The organism is Escherichia sp. KTE172 (assembly GCF_000408845.1).
GTDB classification, from domain to species: domain Bacteria; phylum Pseudomonadota; class Gammaproteobacteria; order Enterobacterales; family Enterobacteriaceae; genus Escherichia; species Escherichia coli.
In genome coordinates this window covers 3,446,726-3,463,507 of sequence record NZ_KE137316.1, presented here as the reverse complement: position 1 = coordinate 3,463,507, position 16,782 = coordinate 3,446,726, and the positions used below count along the sequence as shown (strand labels likewise).

Genomic DNA, 16,782 nt, shown 5'->3' with positions numbered 1-16,782 from the left:
ACAGAACGTGACTGTGATCTATTCAGCAAAAATTTAAATAGGATTATCGCGAGGGTTCACACATGTTATTTACTATCCAACTTATCATAATACTGATATGTCTGTTTTATGGTGCCAGAAAGGGTGGTATCGCGCTGGGTTTATTAGGCGGTATCGGTCTGGTCATTCTGGTCTTCGTCTTCCACCTTCAGCCAGGTAAACCACCGGTTGATGTCATGCTGGTTATCATTGCGGTGGTGGCGGCATCGGCGACCTTGCAAGCTTCGGGCGGTCTTGATGTCATGCTGCAAATTGCCGAGAAGCTGCTGCGCCGCAACCCGAAATATGTCTCAATTGTCGCGCCGTTTGTGACCTGTACGCTGACCATTCTTTGCGGTACGGGTCATGTGGTTTACACCATTCTGCCGATCATCTACGACGTCGCCATTAAGAACAACATCCGTCCGGAACGCCCGATGGCGGCAAGTTCTATCGGTGCACAGATGGGGATTATCGCCAGTCCGGTGTCGGTTGCGGTCGTGTCTCTGGTTGCAATGCTGGGTAATGTCACCTTTGATGGTCGCCATCTTGAGTTCCTCGACCTGCTGGCAATCACCATTCCATCGACGTTAATCGGTATCCTGGCGATCGGTATCTTCAGCTGGTTCCGCGGTAAAGATCTGGATAAAGACGAAGAGTTCCAGAAATTCATCTCCGTACCGGAAAACCGTGAGTATGTTTACGGTGATACCGCGACGCTGCTCGATAAAAAACTGCCGAAAAGCAACTGGCTTGCAATGTGGATCTTCCTCGGGGCAATCGCTGTAGTCGCACTTCTTGGTGCTGATTCGGACCTGCGTCCATCCTTCGGTGGCAAACCGCTGTCGATGGTACTGGTTATTCAGATGTTTATGCTGCTTACCGGGGCGCTGATTATTATCCTGACCAAAACCAATCCCGCGTCTATCTCAAAAAACGAAGTCTTCCGTTCCGGTATGATCGCCATCGTGGCGGTGTACGGTATCGCATGGATGGCAGAAACCATGTTCGGTGCGCATATGTCTGAAATTCAGGGCGTACTGGGTGAAATGGTGAAAGAGTATCCGTGGGCCTATGCCATTGTTCTGCTGCTGGTTTCTAAGTTTGTAAACTCTCAGGCTGCGGCGCTGGCGGCGATTGTTCCGGTCGCGCTGGCGATCGGCGTTGATCCAGCATACATCGTGGCTTCAGCACCGGCTTGCTACGGTTATTACATCCTGCCGACTTATCCGAGCGATCTGGCAGCGATTCAGTTTGACCGTTCCGGCACCACCCACATCGGTCGCTTCGTCATCAACCACAGCTTTATTCTGCCGGGGTTGATTGGTGTGAGCGTATCGTGCGTCTTCGGCTGGATCTTCGCCGCGATGTACGGGTTCTTATAAATGCACTTTGCGTGCCGCCCGTGACTACGCGGCACGCCATTTTCGAATAACAAATACAGAGTTACAGGCTGGAAGCTATGTCAAACAAACCCTTTATCTACCAGGCACCTTTCCCGATGGGGAAAGACAATACCGAATACTATCTACTCACTTCCGATTACGTTAGCGTTGCCGACTTCGACGGCGAAACCATTCTGAAAGTGGAACCAGAAGCCCTGACCCTGCTGGCGCAGCAAGCCTTTCACGACGCTTCTTTCATGCTCCGTCCGGCACACCAGAAACAGGTTGCGGCTATTCTTCACGATCCAGAAGCCAGCGAAAACGACAAGTACGTGGCGCTGCAATTCTTAAGAAACTCCGAAATCGCCGCCAAAGGCGTGCTGCCGACCTGCCAGGATACCGGCACCGCGATCATCGTCGGTAAAAAAGGCCAGCGCGTGTGGACCGGTGGCGGTGATGAAGAAGCGCTGTCGAAAGGCGTCTATAACACCTATATCGAGGATAACCTGCGCTACTCGCAAAACGCGGCGCTGGACATGTACAAAGAGGTCAACACCGGCACTAACCTGCCTGCGCAAATCGACCTGTACGCGGTAGATGGCGATGAGTACAAATTCCTCTGTGTTGCTAAAGGCGGCGGCTCTGCCAACAAAACCTATCTCTACCAGGAAACCAAAGCCCTGCTGACTCCCGGCAAACTGAAAAACTTCCTCGTTGAGAAAATGCGTACCCTCGGTACGGCAGCCTGCCCGCCGTACCATATCGCGTTTGTGATTGGCGGTACGTCTGCGGAAACCAACCTGAAAACCGTCAAGTTAGCAAGCGCTCACTATTATGATGAACTGCCGACGGAAGGGAACGAACATGGTCAGGCGTTCCGCGATGTCCAGCTGGAACAGGAACTGCTGGAAGAGGCCCAGAAACTCGGTCTTGGCGCGCAGTTTGGTGGTAAATACTTCGCGCACGACATTCGCGTTATCCGTCTGCCACGTCACGGCGCATCCTGCCCGGTAGGCATGGGCGTCTCCTGCTCCGCTGACCGTAACATTAAAGCGAAAATCAACCGCGAAGGTATCTGGATCGAAAAACTGGAACGCAATCCAGGCCAGTACATTCCACAAGAACTGCGCCAGGCCGGTGAAGGCGAAGCGGTGAAGGTCGACCTTAACCGCCCGATGAAAGAGATCCTCGCCCAGCTTTCGCAATATCCGGTATCCACTCGTTTGTCGCTCACCGGCACCATTATCGTGGGCCGAGATATTGCACACGCCAAGCTGAAAGAGCTGATTGACGCCGGTAAAGAACTGCCGCAGTACATCAAAGATCACCCGATCTACTACGCGGGTCCGGCGAAAACCCCTGCCGGTTATCCATCAGGTTCACTTGGCCCAACCACCGCAGGTCGTATGGACTCCTACGTGGATCTGCTGCAATCCCACGGCGGCAGCATGATCATGCTGGCGAAAGGTAACCGCAGTCAGCAGGTTACCGACGCGTGTCATAAACACGGCGGCTTCTACCTCGGTAGCATCGGCGGTCCGGCGGCGGTACTGGCGCAGCAGAGCATCAAGCATCTGGAATGCGTCGCTTATCCGGAGCTGGGTATGGAAGCTATCTGGAAAATCGAAGTAGAAGATTTCCCGGCGTTTATCCTGGTCGATGACAAAGGCAACGACTTCTTCCAGCAAATCGTCAACAAACAGTGCGCGAACTGCACTAAGTAACCTCTTCGGCCCAGCGCCTGGCAGCATGCTGCCAGGTGATCCCCCTGGGCCACCTCTTTTGCGATTGTAATTTCACGCTTGCTGGTGAATAGTCAGTATTTTCCCTGACTTGCGAACTCACCATGACCCGCACACTCAAGCCGTTAATTCTTAACACCAGCGCACTGACGCTAACGTTAATCCTGATTTATACCGGCATTTCGGCCCATGACAAACTCACCTGGCTGATGGAAGTGACACCGGTGATTATTGTCGTGCCGCTACTGCTTGCCACCGCCAGACGTTATCCGTTAACGCCGCTGCTCTATACGCTCATTTTCTTTCACGCCATCATCCTGATGGTCGGCGGACAATACACCTACGCGAAAGTCCCCGTTGGTTTTGAGGTGCAGGAATGGCTGGGGTTGAGCCGTAATCCGTATGACAAACTGGGGCATTTTTTCCAGGGGCTGGTGCCTGCACTGGTGGCACGAGAGATCCTTGTGCGCGGGATGTACGTTCGCGGACATAAGATGGTGGCGTTTCTGGTCTGCTGCGTGGCGCTGGCGATAAGCGCGATGTATGAATTAATCGAGTGGTGGGCGGCGCTGGCAATGGGCCAGGGAGCGGATGATTTTCTCGGCACCCAGGGCGACCAGTGGGACACGCAATCCGATATGTTCTGCGCGCTGCTTGGCGCATTAACGACGGTGATATTTCTCGCTCGCTTTCATTGCCGCCAGCTACGGCGCTTTGGCTTGATAACCGGATAACAACGTGCGCTTTGTTGACGCCGGATGCGGCGTGAATTCCTTATCCGGTCTACAAAATTTGCAAATCCAAAGCATTACATTAAGACATGGCCTGATAAACATATCGCATCAGGCCATTTTCGTTAGCTATTGTCCACGTCAGGCTTTCACATCACTCACTGCACCGACCGGAATATCAGCATGAACAGGCTCGGGCGGTACTTTGCGATATTTATCCAGCAGATGGATCTGGATCCTGCGCAGCGTGTCACCATTGAGGCGATAGAAACGGAAGTAGAGAATCAGCGTTACCATGAAAAACAGAGTCGGTAGAGCAATCATAATAAACTGCATACCTAATAGGGCTTGCGTAGACTGTTCAACATTCGGTACATAGCCAATCATCCCTAACACAACCGCAATGAAAAAAGCCGCAAAGGCTGAACCGCCCTTCACCACCATAGTCTGCACGGAGTAAGCGATGCTTTCACAGCGTACGTGCAGTTTATATTCACCGTAATCAACGGTATCTGCCACCATGATGACCTGTAATACCCAGAAAAGCGCCGTTCCCACATTCAGCAAGATACCCGCAATCACAATGAGGACGACGTTGTGATAGCTCATTAATGCCATTAACAGGAGAACACCACAGCTTAACACCGGAAGAATAGATGCTCCGGCCCATAAAATGCGTCGGGATAATGATTTAACTAAGCGTGGGAAGAATACTAACGTCACCAGGTTAGCAGCTCCCGCATACGACAGATAATAGGGGAACAAATCCGCATCACCGATAACATATGAGAAATAATAGATAGCAAAGCCGGTAATAATATTGCTGGCTACATTATAAGCAAGAGCCATACCCAAGAGGCATGAAAGCTGATCGTTTTTATAAATAAGCGCAACGATGGCTTTAAGTGTCAGATGGCTTCCTTCAGCAGACGGTTGATTGTCTGACGAAAAGACTTCATGCACATTGCGCAGAGTGATGATGGTTGAAACAATAAAAAAGGCGATCAGTACCAGAGTGAACATCTGAAAGCCAAATCCCCGATCGCCACCGCCGACATAATTAACAAATGGTAGCGTCACACCTGCCGTAACAAAGCCCGCCAGACTGGCAAAAAAACGCGGATAAGGAACCAGTTGTTCGCGCTCACGTTTATCGAGCGTTATGGTTGGAACCAGCGACCAGAAGGGAATATCCATAATGGTGTAAGTCATGCCCCAGAGGATGTAGGTCACGCAAACAAAGACAATCTGAGTAGTACCTTCAAACAGATGCGCACTAAAGAGGAGAAATAAGATTACAGAGTTTGCCAACGTACCGATCAGGATCCAGGGTTTGAACTTACCCCATCGCGATCGCGTAGCATTTACAATCCATCCCATAATCGGATCGTTAATAGCATCCCAGATCCTCGCCACCAGAAACAAAGTACCGACCAAACCCACAGACAGCCCGACGACATCGGTGTAGTAATACATGAGGTACATATACACAATGCCGATCGCAAAATCCTTCCCGAACGCTCCAAATCCATAACTGAGTTTTGTAGTCATTGAAATGCTCATAGGGTATCGGGTCGTTGTTACCAACGCCCGCCTTCTGTTATTGGTATCGTCAGAGGTGTGCGCCGGAATAAATCCCCCGGCGCAGTAGCGTTTAGTCGCGTTTTAACGGTGCAACCAGCCTGGCAGCCAGTCGCCGTGGGCGGCAATCAGGTCGTCAACAAGAGCATATATTTCGTCAATGCCCAGCACGGCGGCAGTATGCGGGTCCATCATCGCGGCGTGGTAAACACGGTCGCGGTTTTCCGTAAGAATGGCTTCGGTCAGCAGCGTCTGTACGTTGATGTTGGTTTGCATCAGAGCGGCCAGATGCGAAGGTAGCGTACCGACTTTGGTCGGCTGAATGCCATTAGCATCAACCAGACAGGCTACTTCCACGCAACATCCTTGTGGCAGGTTATCAATCAAATCATCGTTACGGACGTTGCCGTAAATCACACTCGGCTCGCCAGTCCAGATAGCGTTCATGATTGTGCTGGCATATTCCCGTGACGGTTTAATATCAATCCGGGAGGCGTTTTTATACTCCTCCAGCTCTTTATGCCAGTTCGCCAACTGCTCGACGCAGCGTTTCGGGTACTCATCCAGCGGTACTTTATAACGCTCAATCAAATCCTCACGACCTGGCTTAATAAACCACGGTGTGTACTCAGCAAAATGTTCTGACGATTCCGTGACGAAGTAGCCCAGCTTTTTGAACATTTCATAGCGCACAATATTCTGGCAGCGAGTATTGCCATGAATATTCGGCTTCGGTGCCTGCCCTGCTTCATAAGCCGCCAGCAGTTCCGGGTAGAGATTCACGTAACTGCCGTCGGCGGTTTTGCGCTCCAGTTCCAGGTAAAACGCCATATGGTTGATACCTGCGCAACGGTAACGCAGCGTAGCCGGGTCGATATTGAGGTCACGCGCCAGCTCTTCCGCCGTTCCCTGCACCGAATGGCACAGCCCTACCTGTTTGATATGCGGATAGCGGGCATACATCGCCCAGGTATTCATCGCCATTGGGTTAACGTAGTTGAGCATGGTGGCATCGGGGCAGACTTCCGTCATGTCCTCGCAAATTTGCCACAGATGCGGAATGGTACGTAGCGCGCGCATAATACCGCCCGGCCCCAACGTATCGGCAATGGTTTGTTCCAGACCATGCCGCTTACAGACCTCGAAATCAGTCACCGTGCAAGGTTCATAACCGCCAATCTGAAATGCCACCACGACAAAATCGGCATCCTGTAAGGCTTCTTTCTGTTGGGTGTGGCAGGTGATTTTGCCGCTGGCCCCTGCTGAATCCATCAGCTTGCGCACCACAATATGCGACTCTTCCAGGCGGGTGGGATCAATGTCCATCAGGGCAATATGCGCCGTTTTCAGCGCCTCGCGATGGAACACATCACCAAGAATATTTTTAACGAAAATCGTCGAACCAGCGCCGATAAATGTAATTTTGGGTGCAGACATCATGCAGATCTCCTGGCTTGCTTGAATAACTTCATCATGGCAGGCGAATCTGCAGAAAACCTCCGGCTTCCAGGTTGAGCATTCCCATAAACTCAGATCCTACGTGAAGCATCAATAAATCTGAGTTTATGGGAATAAATTACCTGAAAAGCAGAGTTTTCGGCCTCATGATGCTCGGACGCTCCCCTCGCCGCTGTGGGAAGAGGGTGAAAACCGTGCTCCCACTCGCAGTCATCCTCCCTCACTCCTGCCATAATTCTGATATTCCAGGAAAGAGAGCCATCCATGAATACAGATACGTTTATGTGCAGCAGCGACGAAAAACAGACCCGCAGCCCGCTGTCGCTGTATTCGGAATACCAGCGGATGGAGATTGAGTTTCGCGCACCGCATATCATGCCCACCAGCCACTGGCATGGCCAGGTCGAAGTGAATGTGCCTTTCGATGGCGATGTGGAATACCTGATCAACAATGAAAAAGTGAATATCAATCAGGGTCATATCACGCTGTTCTGGGCCTGTACACCGCACCAACTAACAGATACCGGAACCTGTCAGAGCATGGCGATTTTTAATCTGCCGATGCATCTGTTTCTCTCCTGGCCGCTGGATAAAGACCTGATTAACCACGTCACTCACGGTATGGTGATCAAATCACTGGCGACACAGCAACTTAGCCCGTTTGAAGTGCGCCGCTGGCAGCAGGAATTGAACAGTCCGAACGAGCAAATTCGCCAGCTCGCCATTGATGAAATTGGCCTGATGCTCAAGCGATTTAGCCTCTCTGGCTGGGAACCGATTCTGGTCAATAAAACCTCGCGCACACACAAAAACAGCGTCTCGCGCCATGCGCAATTTTATGTTAGCCAGATGCTGGGCTTTATTGCCGAAAACTATGATCAGGCGCTGACCATCAACGATGTGGCTGAGCACGTCAAACTTAACGCCAACTATGCAATGGGGATATTCCAGCGGGTCATGCAATTGACGATGAAACAGTACATAACCGCGATGCGCATCAACCACGTTCGCGCGTTACTGAGCGATACCGATAAAAGTATTCTCGATATTGCCCTGACGGCAGGCTTTCGTTCGAGTAGCCGTTTTTACAGCACTTTCGGCAAATATGTCGGCATGTCACCGCAACAATACCGCAAACTTAGCCAACAGCGCCGCCAGACGTTTCCCGGCTAAAGACGATATCAGTATCAGCCAAAAAAATAGTTTAGCCGTCGATAATAAGCAGTGAAAATAATTTAAAATAATCACATAACGTATTGTTTATAAAAATAAACATTTCAAAAATGTTTGTTTTTCACGCGCTTTACAGCCCGAAAAGGCCGGAAGATACTTGCCCGCAACGAAGATTCCTTCATAACCGGGTAAGCAATGATGAAAGTATTAATTGTTGAAAGCGAGTTTCTCCATCAAGACACCTGGGTCGGTAACGCCGTTGAGCGTCTGGCAGATGCTTTAAGCCAGCAAAATGTTACCGTGATTAAATCCACCTCCTTTGATGATGGTTTTGCCATTCTCTCTTCAAACGAAGCCATTGACTGCCTGATGTTCAGCTATCAAATGGAACATCCGGACGAACATCAAAACGTCAGACAATTGATCGGTAAGCTTCATGAGCGCCAACAAAACGTGCCGGTCTTCCTGTTGGGCGATCGGGAAAAAGCCCTCGCCGCAATGGACCGGGATCTGCTGGAGCTTGTCGATGAATTCGCCTGGATTCTGGAAGATACCGCCGACTTTATCGCCGGACGCGCCGTTGCCGCGATGACCCGCTACCGCCAGCAGCTGTTGCCGCCACTGTTCAGCGCGCTGATGAAATATAGCGACATCCATGAATATTCCTGGGCAGCACCTGGCCACCAGGGCGGCGTTGGTTTTACTAAAACACCCGCCGGACGTTTCTACCATGACTACTATGGTGAAAATCTGTTCCGCACCGACATGGGCATCGAACGCACTTCCCTCGGTTCTTTGCTTGACCATACTGGCGCATTTGGCGAAAGCGAAAAATATGCCGCACGCGTATTTGGTGCCGATCGCTCCTGGTCGGTAGTCGTCGGTACTTCCGGCTCTAACCGCACCATCATGCAGGCTTGCATGACCGATAACGATGTCGTGGTCGTTGACCGTAACTGCCATAAATCCATCGAACAAGGCTTGATGCTGACAGGCGCGAAACCGGTCTACATGGTGCCAAGCCGCAACCGCTACGGCATTATCGGGCCAATCTATCCGCAGGAAATGCAACCTGAAACCTTGCAGAAGAAAATCAGTGAAAGCCCGCTGACTAAAGACAAAGCCGGGCAAAAACCGTCTTACTGCGTGGTGACCAACTGCACCTATGACGGCGTGTGTTATAACGCTAAAGAAGCGCAGGATCTGCTGGAAAAAACCTCCGATCGTCTGCACTTTGACGAAGCCTGGTACGGCTATGCACGTTTCAACCCGATCTATGCCGATCACTATGCCATGCGCGGCGAACCTGGCGATCACAACGGTCCTACCGTTTTCGCCACCCACTCCACCCACAAACTGCTGAATGCGCTGTCACAGGCCTCTTATATTCATGTACGTGAAGGTCGTGGGGCGATTAACTTCTCCCGCTTCAACCAGGCCTACATGATGCATGCCACCACCTCCCCGCTGTATGCCATCTGCGCATCCAACGACGTGGCGGTGTCCATGATGGACGGCAACAGCGGCCTGTCACTGACGCAGGAAGTGATCGACGAAGCGGTTGATTTCCGTCAGGCGATGGCGCGGCTGTATAAAGAGTTCACCGCTGACGGTAGCTGGTTCTTCAAACCGTGGAACAAAGAAGTCGTCACCGACCCACAAACCGGCAAAACCTATGACTTTGCTGACGCACCAACCAAACTGCTGACCACCGTTCAGGACTGCTGGGTCATGCATCCGGGCGAAAGCTGGCACGGCTTCAAAGATATTCCGGATAACTGGAGTATGCTCGACCCGATTAAAGTCAGCATCCTTGCTCCGGGAATGGGTGAAGATGGTGAACTGGAAGAAACCGGTGTTCCGGCGGCGCTGGTCACAGCCTGGCTTGGTCGCCACGGCATTGTGCCTACCCGTACCACTGACTTCCAGATTATGTTCCTGTTCTCTATGGGCGTGACCCGTGGGAAATGGGGGACTCTGGTTAACACCCTTTGCTCCTTCAAACGCCACTATGACGCCAACACCCCGCTGGCGCAGGTGATGCCGGAACTTGTTGAACAATATCCTGACACTTACGCGAACATGGGGATTCACGATCTGGGTGACACCATGTTTGCCTGGCTGAAAGAAAACAACCCTGGCGCACGGTTGAACGAAGCCTATTCCGGCCTGCCGGTGGCGGAAATCACCCCACGTGAAGCGTACAACGCGATTGTCGACAACAATGTCGAACTGGTATCCATTGAAAATCTGCCAGGACGCATCGCGGCAAACTCAGTTATCCCGTATCCGCCAGGAATCCCGATGCTGCTGTCTGGTGAAAACTTCGGCGATAAAAACAGTCCGCAAGTAAGTTATTTACGCTCGCTGCAATCCTGGGACCATCATTTCCCTGGGTTTGAACACGAAACAGAAGGGACAGAAATTATTGACGGTATTTACCACGTTATGTGTGTGAAAGCGTAACCACTATTCCGCTGAAGGCGTAATTGTTAAATAACATTACGCCGCCTGGCTTGAGGCCTTTTAAGTATGGCAACGTTTTCATAAAAATTGCTGCAAACAAAAAATGTCATGCTTTTTGCGCGGTCCCACCCCGCGCTTTTTTTTGCCTGTTATTTATCCTTTTTTTAGCCTGTAAAAAAATATGTACATGAGAAATTACTATAAAAATTTGTAATATTAGTAAAACTCGTTATTTTTATGCATGTTTATATTCATCATACAATTATATAACCATTTCCCGGTATCGCTTCGCTTTAGCGAGAACTGGTCTTTTATTCGCACTCAGGAGTACATGTATGAGGATTTGCAGCGACCAACCTTGTATTGTTTTATTGACTGAAAAAGATGTCTGGATAAGGGTGAATGGGAAAGAACCTATTAGCCTTAAAGCTAACCATATGGCGTTATTAAATTGTGAAAATAATATTATCGACGTCTCCTCTCTTAATAACACTTTGGTTGCTCATATTAGTCACGACATCATCAAAGATTACCTCCGGTTTCTGAATAAAGATCTCTCGCAAATACCAGTATGGCAACGTAGCGCTACGCCCATCCTCACTCTGCCATGCCTGACGCCAGACGTCTTTCGCGTTGCCGCGCAACACAGCATGATGCCCGCTGAAACTGAGTCAGAAAAGGAACGAACACGTGCATTATTATTCACTGTGCTATCCCGTTTTCTCGACAGTAAAAAATTCCTTTCACTAATGATGTATATGTTACGTAATTGTGTAAGTGACAGCGTTTATCAAATTATTGAAAGCGATATCCACAAAGACTGGAATCTTAGTATGGTAGCCAGTTGTTTATGTCTTAGCCCGAGTCTGTTAAAGAAAAAGCTGAAAAGCGAAAACACCAGTTATAGCCAAATAATCACCACCTGCCGCATGCGTTATGCCGTAAATGAATTAATGATGGACGGTAAAAATATCTCTCAGGTATCACAGTCCTGCGGCTACAACAGTACGTCGTACTTTATTTCTGTCTTTAAAGACTTCTACGGTATGACGCCACTGCATTATGTTAGTCAGCACAGAGAACGCACTGTCGCCTGATTTTTAACCTTAACGAAGAGCTATATTAATAACGGCATCAGCGATAACCCGGTCGATAATAATTCAACTATCGAATGCAGGCGTATGATATGACGTAATTTATTGTCACGAAGCTCGCCTTCGCAGGAGTTTAATTATGTCTTCGGATGCTGATGCTCACAAAGTGGGCTTAATCCCCGTTACCCTGATGGTGTCGGGGAATATTATGGGGTCAGGTGTTTTTCTGTTACCTGCAAACCTGGCCTCCACTGGCGGGATTGCCATTTATGGATGGTTGGTGACGATTATCGGTGCGCTGGGGCTCTCGATGGTATACGCCAAAATGTCGTTCCTCGACCCAAGTCCTGGTGGTTCTTACGCTTACGCCCGCCGCTGCTTTGGGCCGTTTCTCGGTTATCAAACCAACGTCCTCTACTGGCTGGCCTGCTGGATCGGCAATATCGCCATGGTGGTCATTGGCGTAGGTTATTTAAGTTACTTCTTCCCGATTCTGAAAGATCCACTGGTATTAACCATCACCTGCGTCGTGGTGCTGTGGATCTTCGTCCTGCTGAATATTGTCGGTCCGAAAATGATCACCCGCGTGCAGGCCGTTGCCACTGTGCTGGCGCTGATCCCCATCGTCGGGATTGCCGTATTTGGCTGGTTCTGGTTCCGTGGTGAAACCTATATGGCGGCATGGAACGTCAGCGGCCTGGGCACCTTCGGTGCAATTCAAAGTACCCTTAACGTTACGCTGTGGTCGTTCATCGGTGTGGAAAGTGCCTCCGTTGCCGCAGGTGTGGTGAAAAACCCGAAACGCAACGTCCCTATCGCCACCATTGGTGGGGTATTGATTGCCGCCGTTTGCTATGTGCTCTCCACCACCGCGATTATGGGGATGATCCCGAATGCCGCACTGCGCGTTTCTGCCTCGCCATTCGGTGATGCCGCACGGATGGCGTTGGGTGACACCGCCGGGGCCATTGTTTCCTTCTGCGCAGCTGCGGGTTGCTTAGGTTCACTGGGCGGCTGGACATTGCTGGCGGGTCAAACGGCGAAAGCCGCTGCCGATGACGGACTGTTCCCACCAATTTTTGCCCGTGTTAATAAAGCGGGCACACCAGTGGCGGGGCTGATTATCGTCGGTATTTTGATGACCATCTTCCAGCTCAGCAGCATTTCGCCAAACGCGACCAAAGAGTTCGGTCTGGTTTCTTCCGTCTCGGTCATCTTTACACTGGTGCCATATCTTTACACCTGTGCGGCATTACTGCTGCTCGGCCACGGTCACTTTGGTAAAGCACGCCCGGCATACCTGGCAGTTACTACCATTGCCTTCCTCTACTGCATCTGGGCCGTGGTCGGGTCCGGGGCGAAAGAGGTTATGTGGTCATTTGTCACCCTGATGGTCATCACCGCCATGTATGCGCTGAATTACAACCGGCTGCATAAAAACCCGTATCCCTTAGATGCACCAATAAGCAAAGATTAATTCCCCTTAATCAAGCAAACATAAAAGCCAACCTTAAGAACTTAAGGTTGGCTTAATTTTGCTTTGCGAGCATATGCGCACTTTGTTCGATGGAAACACCGTGATGTTGAAGCGCCTACTAAAAAGACCCTCTTTGAATTTACTCGCCTGGCTATTGTTGGCCGCTTTTTATATCTCTATCTGCCTGAATATTGCCTTTTTTAAACAGGTGTTGCAGGCGCTGCCGCTGGACTCGCTGCATAACGTACTGGTTTTCTTGTCGATGCCGGTCGTCGCCTTCAGCGTGATTAATATTGTCCTGACACTAAGCTCTTTCTTATGGCTTAATCGACCGCTGGCCTGCCTGTTTATTCTGGTCGGCGCAGCTGCACAATATTTCATAATGACTTACGGCATCGTCATCGACCGCTCGATGATAGCCAATATTATTGATACCACTCCGGCAGAAAGTTATGCGTTGATGACACCGCAAATGTTATTAACGCTGGGATTCAGCGGCGTGCTTGCTGCGCTGATTGCCTGCTGGATTAAAATCAAACCAGCCACCTCGCGCCTGCGCAGTGTTCTTTTCCGTGGAGCCAATATTCTGGTTTCTGTACTGCTGATTTTGCTGGTCGCCGCACTGTTTTATAAAGACTACGCCTCATTGTTCCGCAATAACAAAGAGCTGGTGAAGTCCTTAAGCCCCTCTAATAGCATTGTTGCCAGCTGGTCATGGTACTCCCATCAGCGACTGGCAAATCTGCCGCTGGTGCGAATTGGAGAAGACGCGCACCGCAATCCATTAATGCAGAACGAGACACGTAAAAATTTGACCATCCTGATTGTCGGCGAAACCTCGCGGGCGGAGAACTTCTCCCTCAACGGCTACCCGCGTGAAACTAACCCGCGGCTGGCGAAAGATAACGTGGTCTATTTCCCTAATACCGCATCTTGCGGCACGGCAACGGCAGTTTCAGTACCGTGCATGTTCTCGGATATGCCGCGTGAGCATTACAAAGAAGAGCTGGCACAGCACCAGGAAGGCGTGCTGGATATCATTCAGCGAGCGGGCATCAACGTGCTGTGGAATGACAACGATGGCGGCTGTAAAGGTGCCTGCGACCGCGTGCCTCACCAGAACGTCACCGCGCTGAATCTGCCTGGTCAGTGCATCAACGGCGAATGCTATGACGAAGTGCTGTTTCACGGGCTGGAAGAGTACATCAATAACCTACAGGGTGATGGCGTGATTGTCTTACACACCATCGGCAGCCACGGTCCGACCTATTACAACCGCTATCCGCCGCAGTTCAGGAAATTTACCCCAACCTGCGACACTAACGAGATCCAGACCTGTACCAAAGAGCAACTGGTGAACACTTACGACAACACGCTGGTTTACGTCGACTATATTGTTGATAAAGCGATTAATCTGCTGAAAGAACATCAGGATAAATTTACCACCAGCCTGGTTTATCTTTCTGACCACGGTGAATCGTTAGGTGAAAATGGCATCTATCTGCACGGTCTGCCTTATGCCATCGCCCCGGATAGCCAAAAACAGGTGCCAATGCTGCTGTGGCTGTCGGAGGATTATCAAAAACGGTATCAGGTTGACCAGAACTGCCTGCAAAAACAGGCGCAAACGCAACACTATTCACAAGATAATTTATTCTCCACGCTATTGGGATTAACTGGCGTTGAGACGAAGTATTACCAGGCTGCGGATGATATTCTGCAAACTTGCAGGAGAGTGAGTGAATGAAAATTCTGATTGTTGAAGACGATACGCTGTTATTGCAGGGATTGATTCTGGCGGCGCAAACCGAAGGCTACGCGTGCGATGGCGTGACAACCGCGCGGATGGCGGAACAAAGCCTTGAGGCCGGTCATTACAGCCTGGTGGTACTGGATTTAGGGTTACCCGACGAAGATGGACTGCATTTTCTCGCCCGTATCCGGCAGAAAAAATACACCCTGCCGGTACTGATCCTCACCGCTCGCGATACGCTGACCGACAAAATCGCCGGGCTGGATGTCGGTGCCGATGACTATCTGGTGAAGCCTTTTGCGCTGGAAGAGTTACACGCCCGTATCCGCGCCCTGCTACGACGCCATAATAATCAGGGCGAAAGTGAGCTGATTGTTGGCAATCTGACGCTGAATATGGGTCGCCGTCAGGTATGGATGGGCGGTGAAGAGTTGATTCTGACGCCCAAAGAATATGCTCTGCTGTCACGGTTAATGCTCAAAGCAGGCAGTCCGGTGCATCGGGAAATTCTCTACAACGACATCTATAACTGGGACAATGAACCCTCGACTAACACCCTGGAAGTGCATATCCACAATCTGCGCGACAAAGTGGGCAAAGCCCGTATCCGCACCGTGCGCGGATTTGGCTATATGCTGGTCGCGAATGAGGAAAACTAATTGAATCTGATGCGTTTTCTGCGCCGACCAATATCGCTGCGCCAACGGCTGATATTGACCATTGGGGCCATTTTGTTGGTGTTTGAGCTGATCAGCGTCTTCTGGCTATGGCATGAAAGTACCGAGCAGATTCAGCTGTTTGAGCAGGCGCTACGCGACAATCGCAACAACGATCGCCACATCATGCGTGAGATCCGCGAGGCGGTCGCCAGCCTGATCGTCCCCGGCGTCTTTATGGTCAGCCTGACGCTATTTATCTGCTATCAGGCGGTACGCCGCATCACCCGCCCGCTGGCGGAGCTGCAAAAAGAGCTGGAAGCGCGCACCGCCGACAACTTAACGCCCATTGCCATTCACAGCGCCACCCTCGAAATCGAAGCGGTGGTTTCGGCGTTAAACGATCTGGTCAGTCGCCTGACCAACACGCTGGATAACGAAAGGTTGTTTACCGCTGACGTCGCGCACGAACTGCGAACGCCACTGGCGGGGGTGCGTTTGCATCTGGAACTGCTGGCGAAAACGCATCACATTGATGTAGCACCGTTAGTGGCACGGCTTGATCAGATGATGGAGAGCGTCTCCCAGCTGCTGCAACTGGCGCGTGCCGGACAGTCATTTTCTTCCGGTAATTATCAACATGTAAAACTGCTGGAAGATGTCATTCTCCCCTCGTATGACGAACTCAGTACCATGCTCGACCAGCGACAGCAAACCCTGCTATTGCCAGAGAGCGCCGCCGACATCACCGTTCAGGGTGATGCAACCCTGCTGCGGATGTTATTGCGAAACCTGGTAGAAAACGCCCATCGTTACAGCCCGCAAGGCAGCAACATTATGATTAAGCTGCAAGAAGATGGCGGAGCGGTCATGGCTGTTGAAGATGAAGGACCGGGTATTGATGAGAGTAAATGCGGGGAGTTGAGTAAAGCATTTGTACGTATGGACAGCCGTTATGGCGGGATTGGTCTGGGGTTAAGTATTGTCAGCCGCATTACACAGTTGCATCACGGGCAGTTTTTCCTGCAAAACCGGCAAGAGACTTCCGGCACGCGGGCCTGGGTACGGCTGAAGAAAGATCAGTACGTGGCAAACCAGATATAAAGAAAGCTGCTGACCACCAGCACGCTGAACACGGTAGTTAAACTTTCATAAACACGGTTTTTCATTGCACTCTCCTCCGTTAACCTGGAGGAGAGTATGCGCGTCAGAGATTAAGTGAACCTTAAGACTTCAATTGGCCTGATA

At 50.8% G+C, this 16,782-nt stretch carries 13 protein-coding genes; 10 read left to right on the top strand and 3 right to left on the bottom strand.

What is annotated here, in order from left to right; genetic code table 11:
- The first annotated feature begins 62 nt into the window (after positions 1-62).
- The 3 genes from dcuB to G434_RS07690 all read left to right on the top strand — a co-directional run bounded on the left by dcuB (position 63) and on the right by G434_RS07690 (position 3,879).
- The gene (gene dcuB / locus G434_RS07680; RefSeq protein WP_000899522.1) at positions 63-1,403 is read left to right on the top strand and encodes an anaerobic C4-dicarboxylate transporter DcuB; all 1,341 of its coding nucleotides are present in this window, start codon (positions 63-65) and stop codon (positions 1,401-1,403) included.
- A gap of 77 nt (positions 1,404-1,480) precedes the next feature.
- Positions 1,481-3,127 (top strand): class I fumarate hydratase, encoded by a 1,647-nt coding sequence (gene fumB, locus G434_RS07685; RefSeq protein WP_000066687.1) that lies wholly within the window; start codon positions 1,481-1,483, stop codon positions 3,125-3,127.
- A 122-nt stretch (positions 3,128-3,249) separates the two neighbouring features.
- Positions 3,250-3,879 carry a DUF2238 domain-containing protein gene (locus G434_RS07690; protein ID WP_000198772.1) on the top strand — a complete coding sequence of 210 codons (630 nt, stop codon included), beginning with the start codon at positions 3,250-3,252 and terminating at the stop codon, positions 3,877-3,879.
- A 138-nt stretch (positions 3,880-4,017) separates the two neighbouring features.
- On the opposite strand, the gene melB is transcribed toward G434_RS07690, so the two are convergent.
- Entirely contained in the window at positions 4,018-5,439 is a 1,422-nt protein-coding gene (gene melB / locus G434_RS07695) for a melibiose:sodium transporter MelB (protein WP_000028114.1), read from the bottom strand.
- Positions 5,440-5,541: 102 nt separating this feature from the next.
- A complete protein-coding gene (melA, locus tag G434_RS07700; RefSeq protein ID WP_000986619.1) occupies positions 5,542-6,897 on the bottom strand; it encodes an alpha-galactosidase in 1,356 nt (451 codons plus the stop codon).
- A 282-nt stretch (positions 6,898-7,179) separates the two neighbouring features.
- Here melA and melR point away from each other — a divergent pair, with 282 nt between their 5' ends.
- The 7 genes from melR (at position 7,180) to pmrB (ending at position 16,638) form a co-directional block, all read left to right on the top strand.
- A complete protein-coding gene (gene melR / locus G434_RS07705) occupies positions 7,180-8,088 on the top strand; it encodes a transcriptional regulator MelR (RefSeq protein ID WP_001090758.1) in 909 nt (302 codons plus the stop codon).
- A gap of 198 nt (positions 8,089-8,286) precedes the next feature.
- The gene (gene adiA, locus G434_RS07710; RefSeq protein WP_001308282.1) at positions 8,287-10,554 is read left to right on the top strand and encodes an arginine decarboxylase; all 2,268 of its coding nucleotides are present in this window, start codon (positions 8,287-8,289) and stop codon (positions 10,552-10,554) included.
- A gap of 335 nt (positions 10,555-10,889) precedes the next feature.
- On the top strand, positions 10,890-11,651 hold the full coding sequence (adiY, locus tag G434_RS07715; RefSeq protein WP_001217059.1) for a DNA-binding transcriptional activator AdiY: 762 nt from the start codon (positions 10,890-10,892) through the stop codon (positions 11,649-11,651).
- Between the two features lie 136 nt (positions 11,652-11,787).
- A complete protein-coding gene (gene adiC / locus G434_RS07720; protein ID WP_000093154.1) occupies positions 11,788-13,125 on the top strand; it encodes an arginine/agmatine antiporter in 1,338 nt (445 codons plus the stop codon).
- Positions 13,126-13,228: 103 nt separating this feature from the next.
- Positions 13,229-14,872 carry a phosphoethanolamine transferase EptA gene (eptA, locus tag G434_RS07725; protein ID WP_001309144.1) on the top strand — a complete coding sequence of 548 codons (1,644 nt, stop codon included), beginning with the start codon at positions 13,229-13,231 and terminating at the stop codon, positions 14,870-14,872.
- Positions 14,869-15,537 carry a two-component system response regulator BasR gene (gene basR, locus G434_RS07730; RefSeq protein ID WP_000697915.1) on the top strand — a complete coding sequence of 223 codons (669 nt, stop codon included), beginning with the start codon at positions 14,869-14,871 and terminating at the stop codon, positions 15,535-15,537. Before eptA ends, basR begins: the two co-directional genes overlap by 4 nt.
- On the top strand, positions 15,538-16,638 hold the full coding sequence (gene pmrB / locus G434_RS07735; protein WP_001052128.1) for a two-component system sensor histidine kinase PmrB: 1,101 nt from the start codon (positions 15,538-15,540) through the stop codon (positions 16,636-16,638).
- Here the strand turns inward: pmrB and pmrR are convergent.
- A complete protein-coding gene (gene pmrR / locus G434_RS07740) occupies positions 16,614-16,703 on the bottom strand; it encodes an LpxT activity modulator PmrR (protein WP_000797657.1) in 90 nt (29 codons plus the stop codon). The two genes, pmrB and pmrR, sit on opposite strands and share 25 nt — an antisense overlap.
- Between the last annotated feature and the right edge of the window lie 79 nt (positions 16,704-16,782).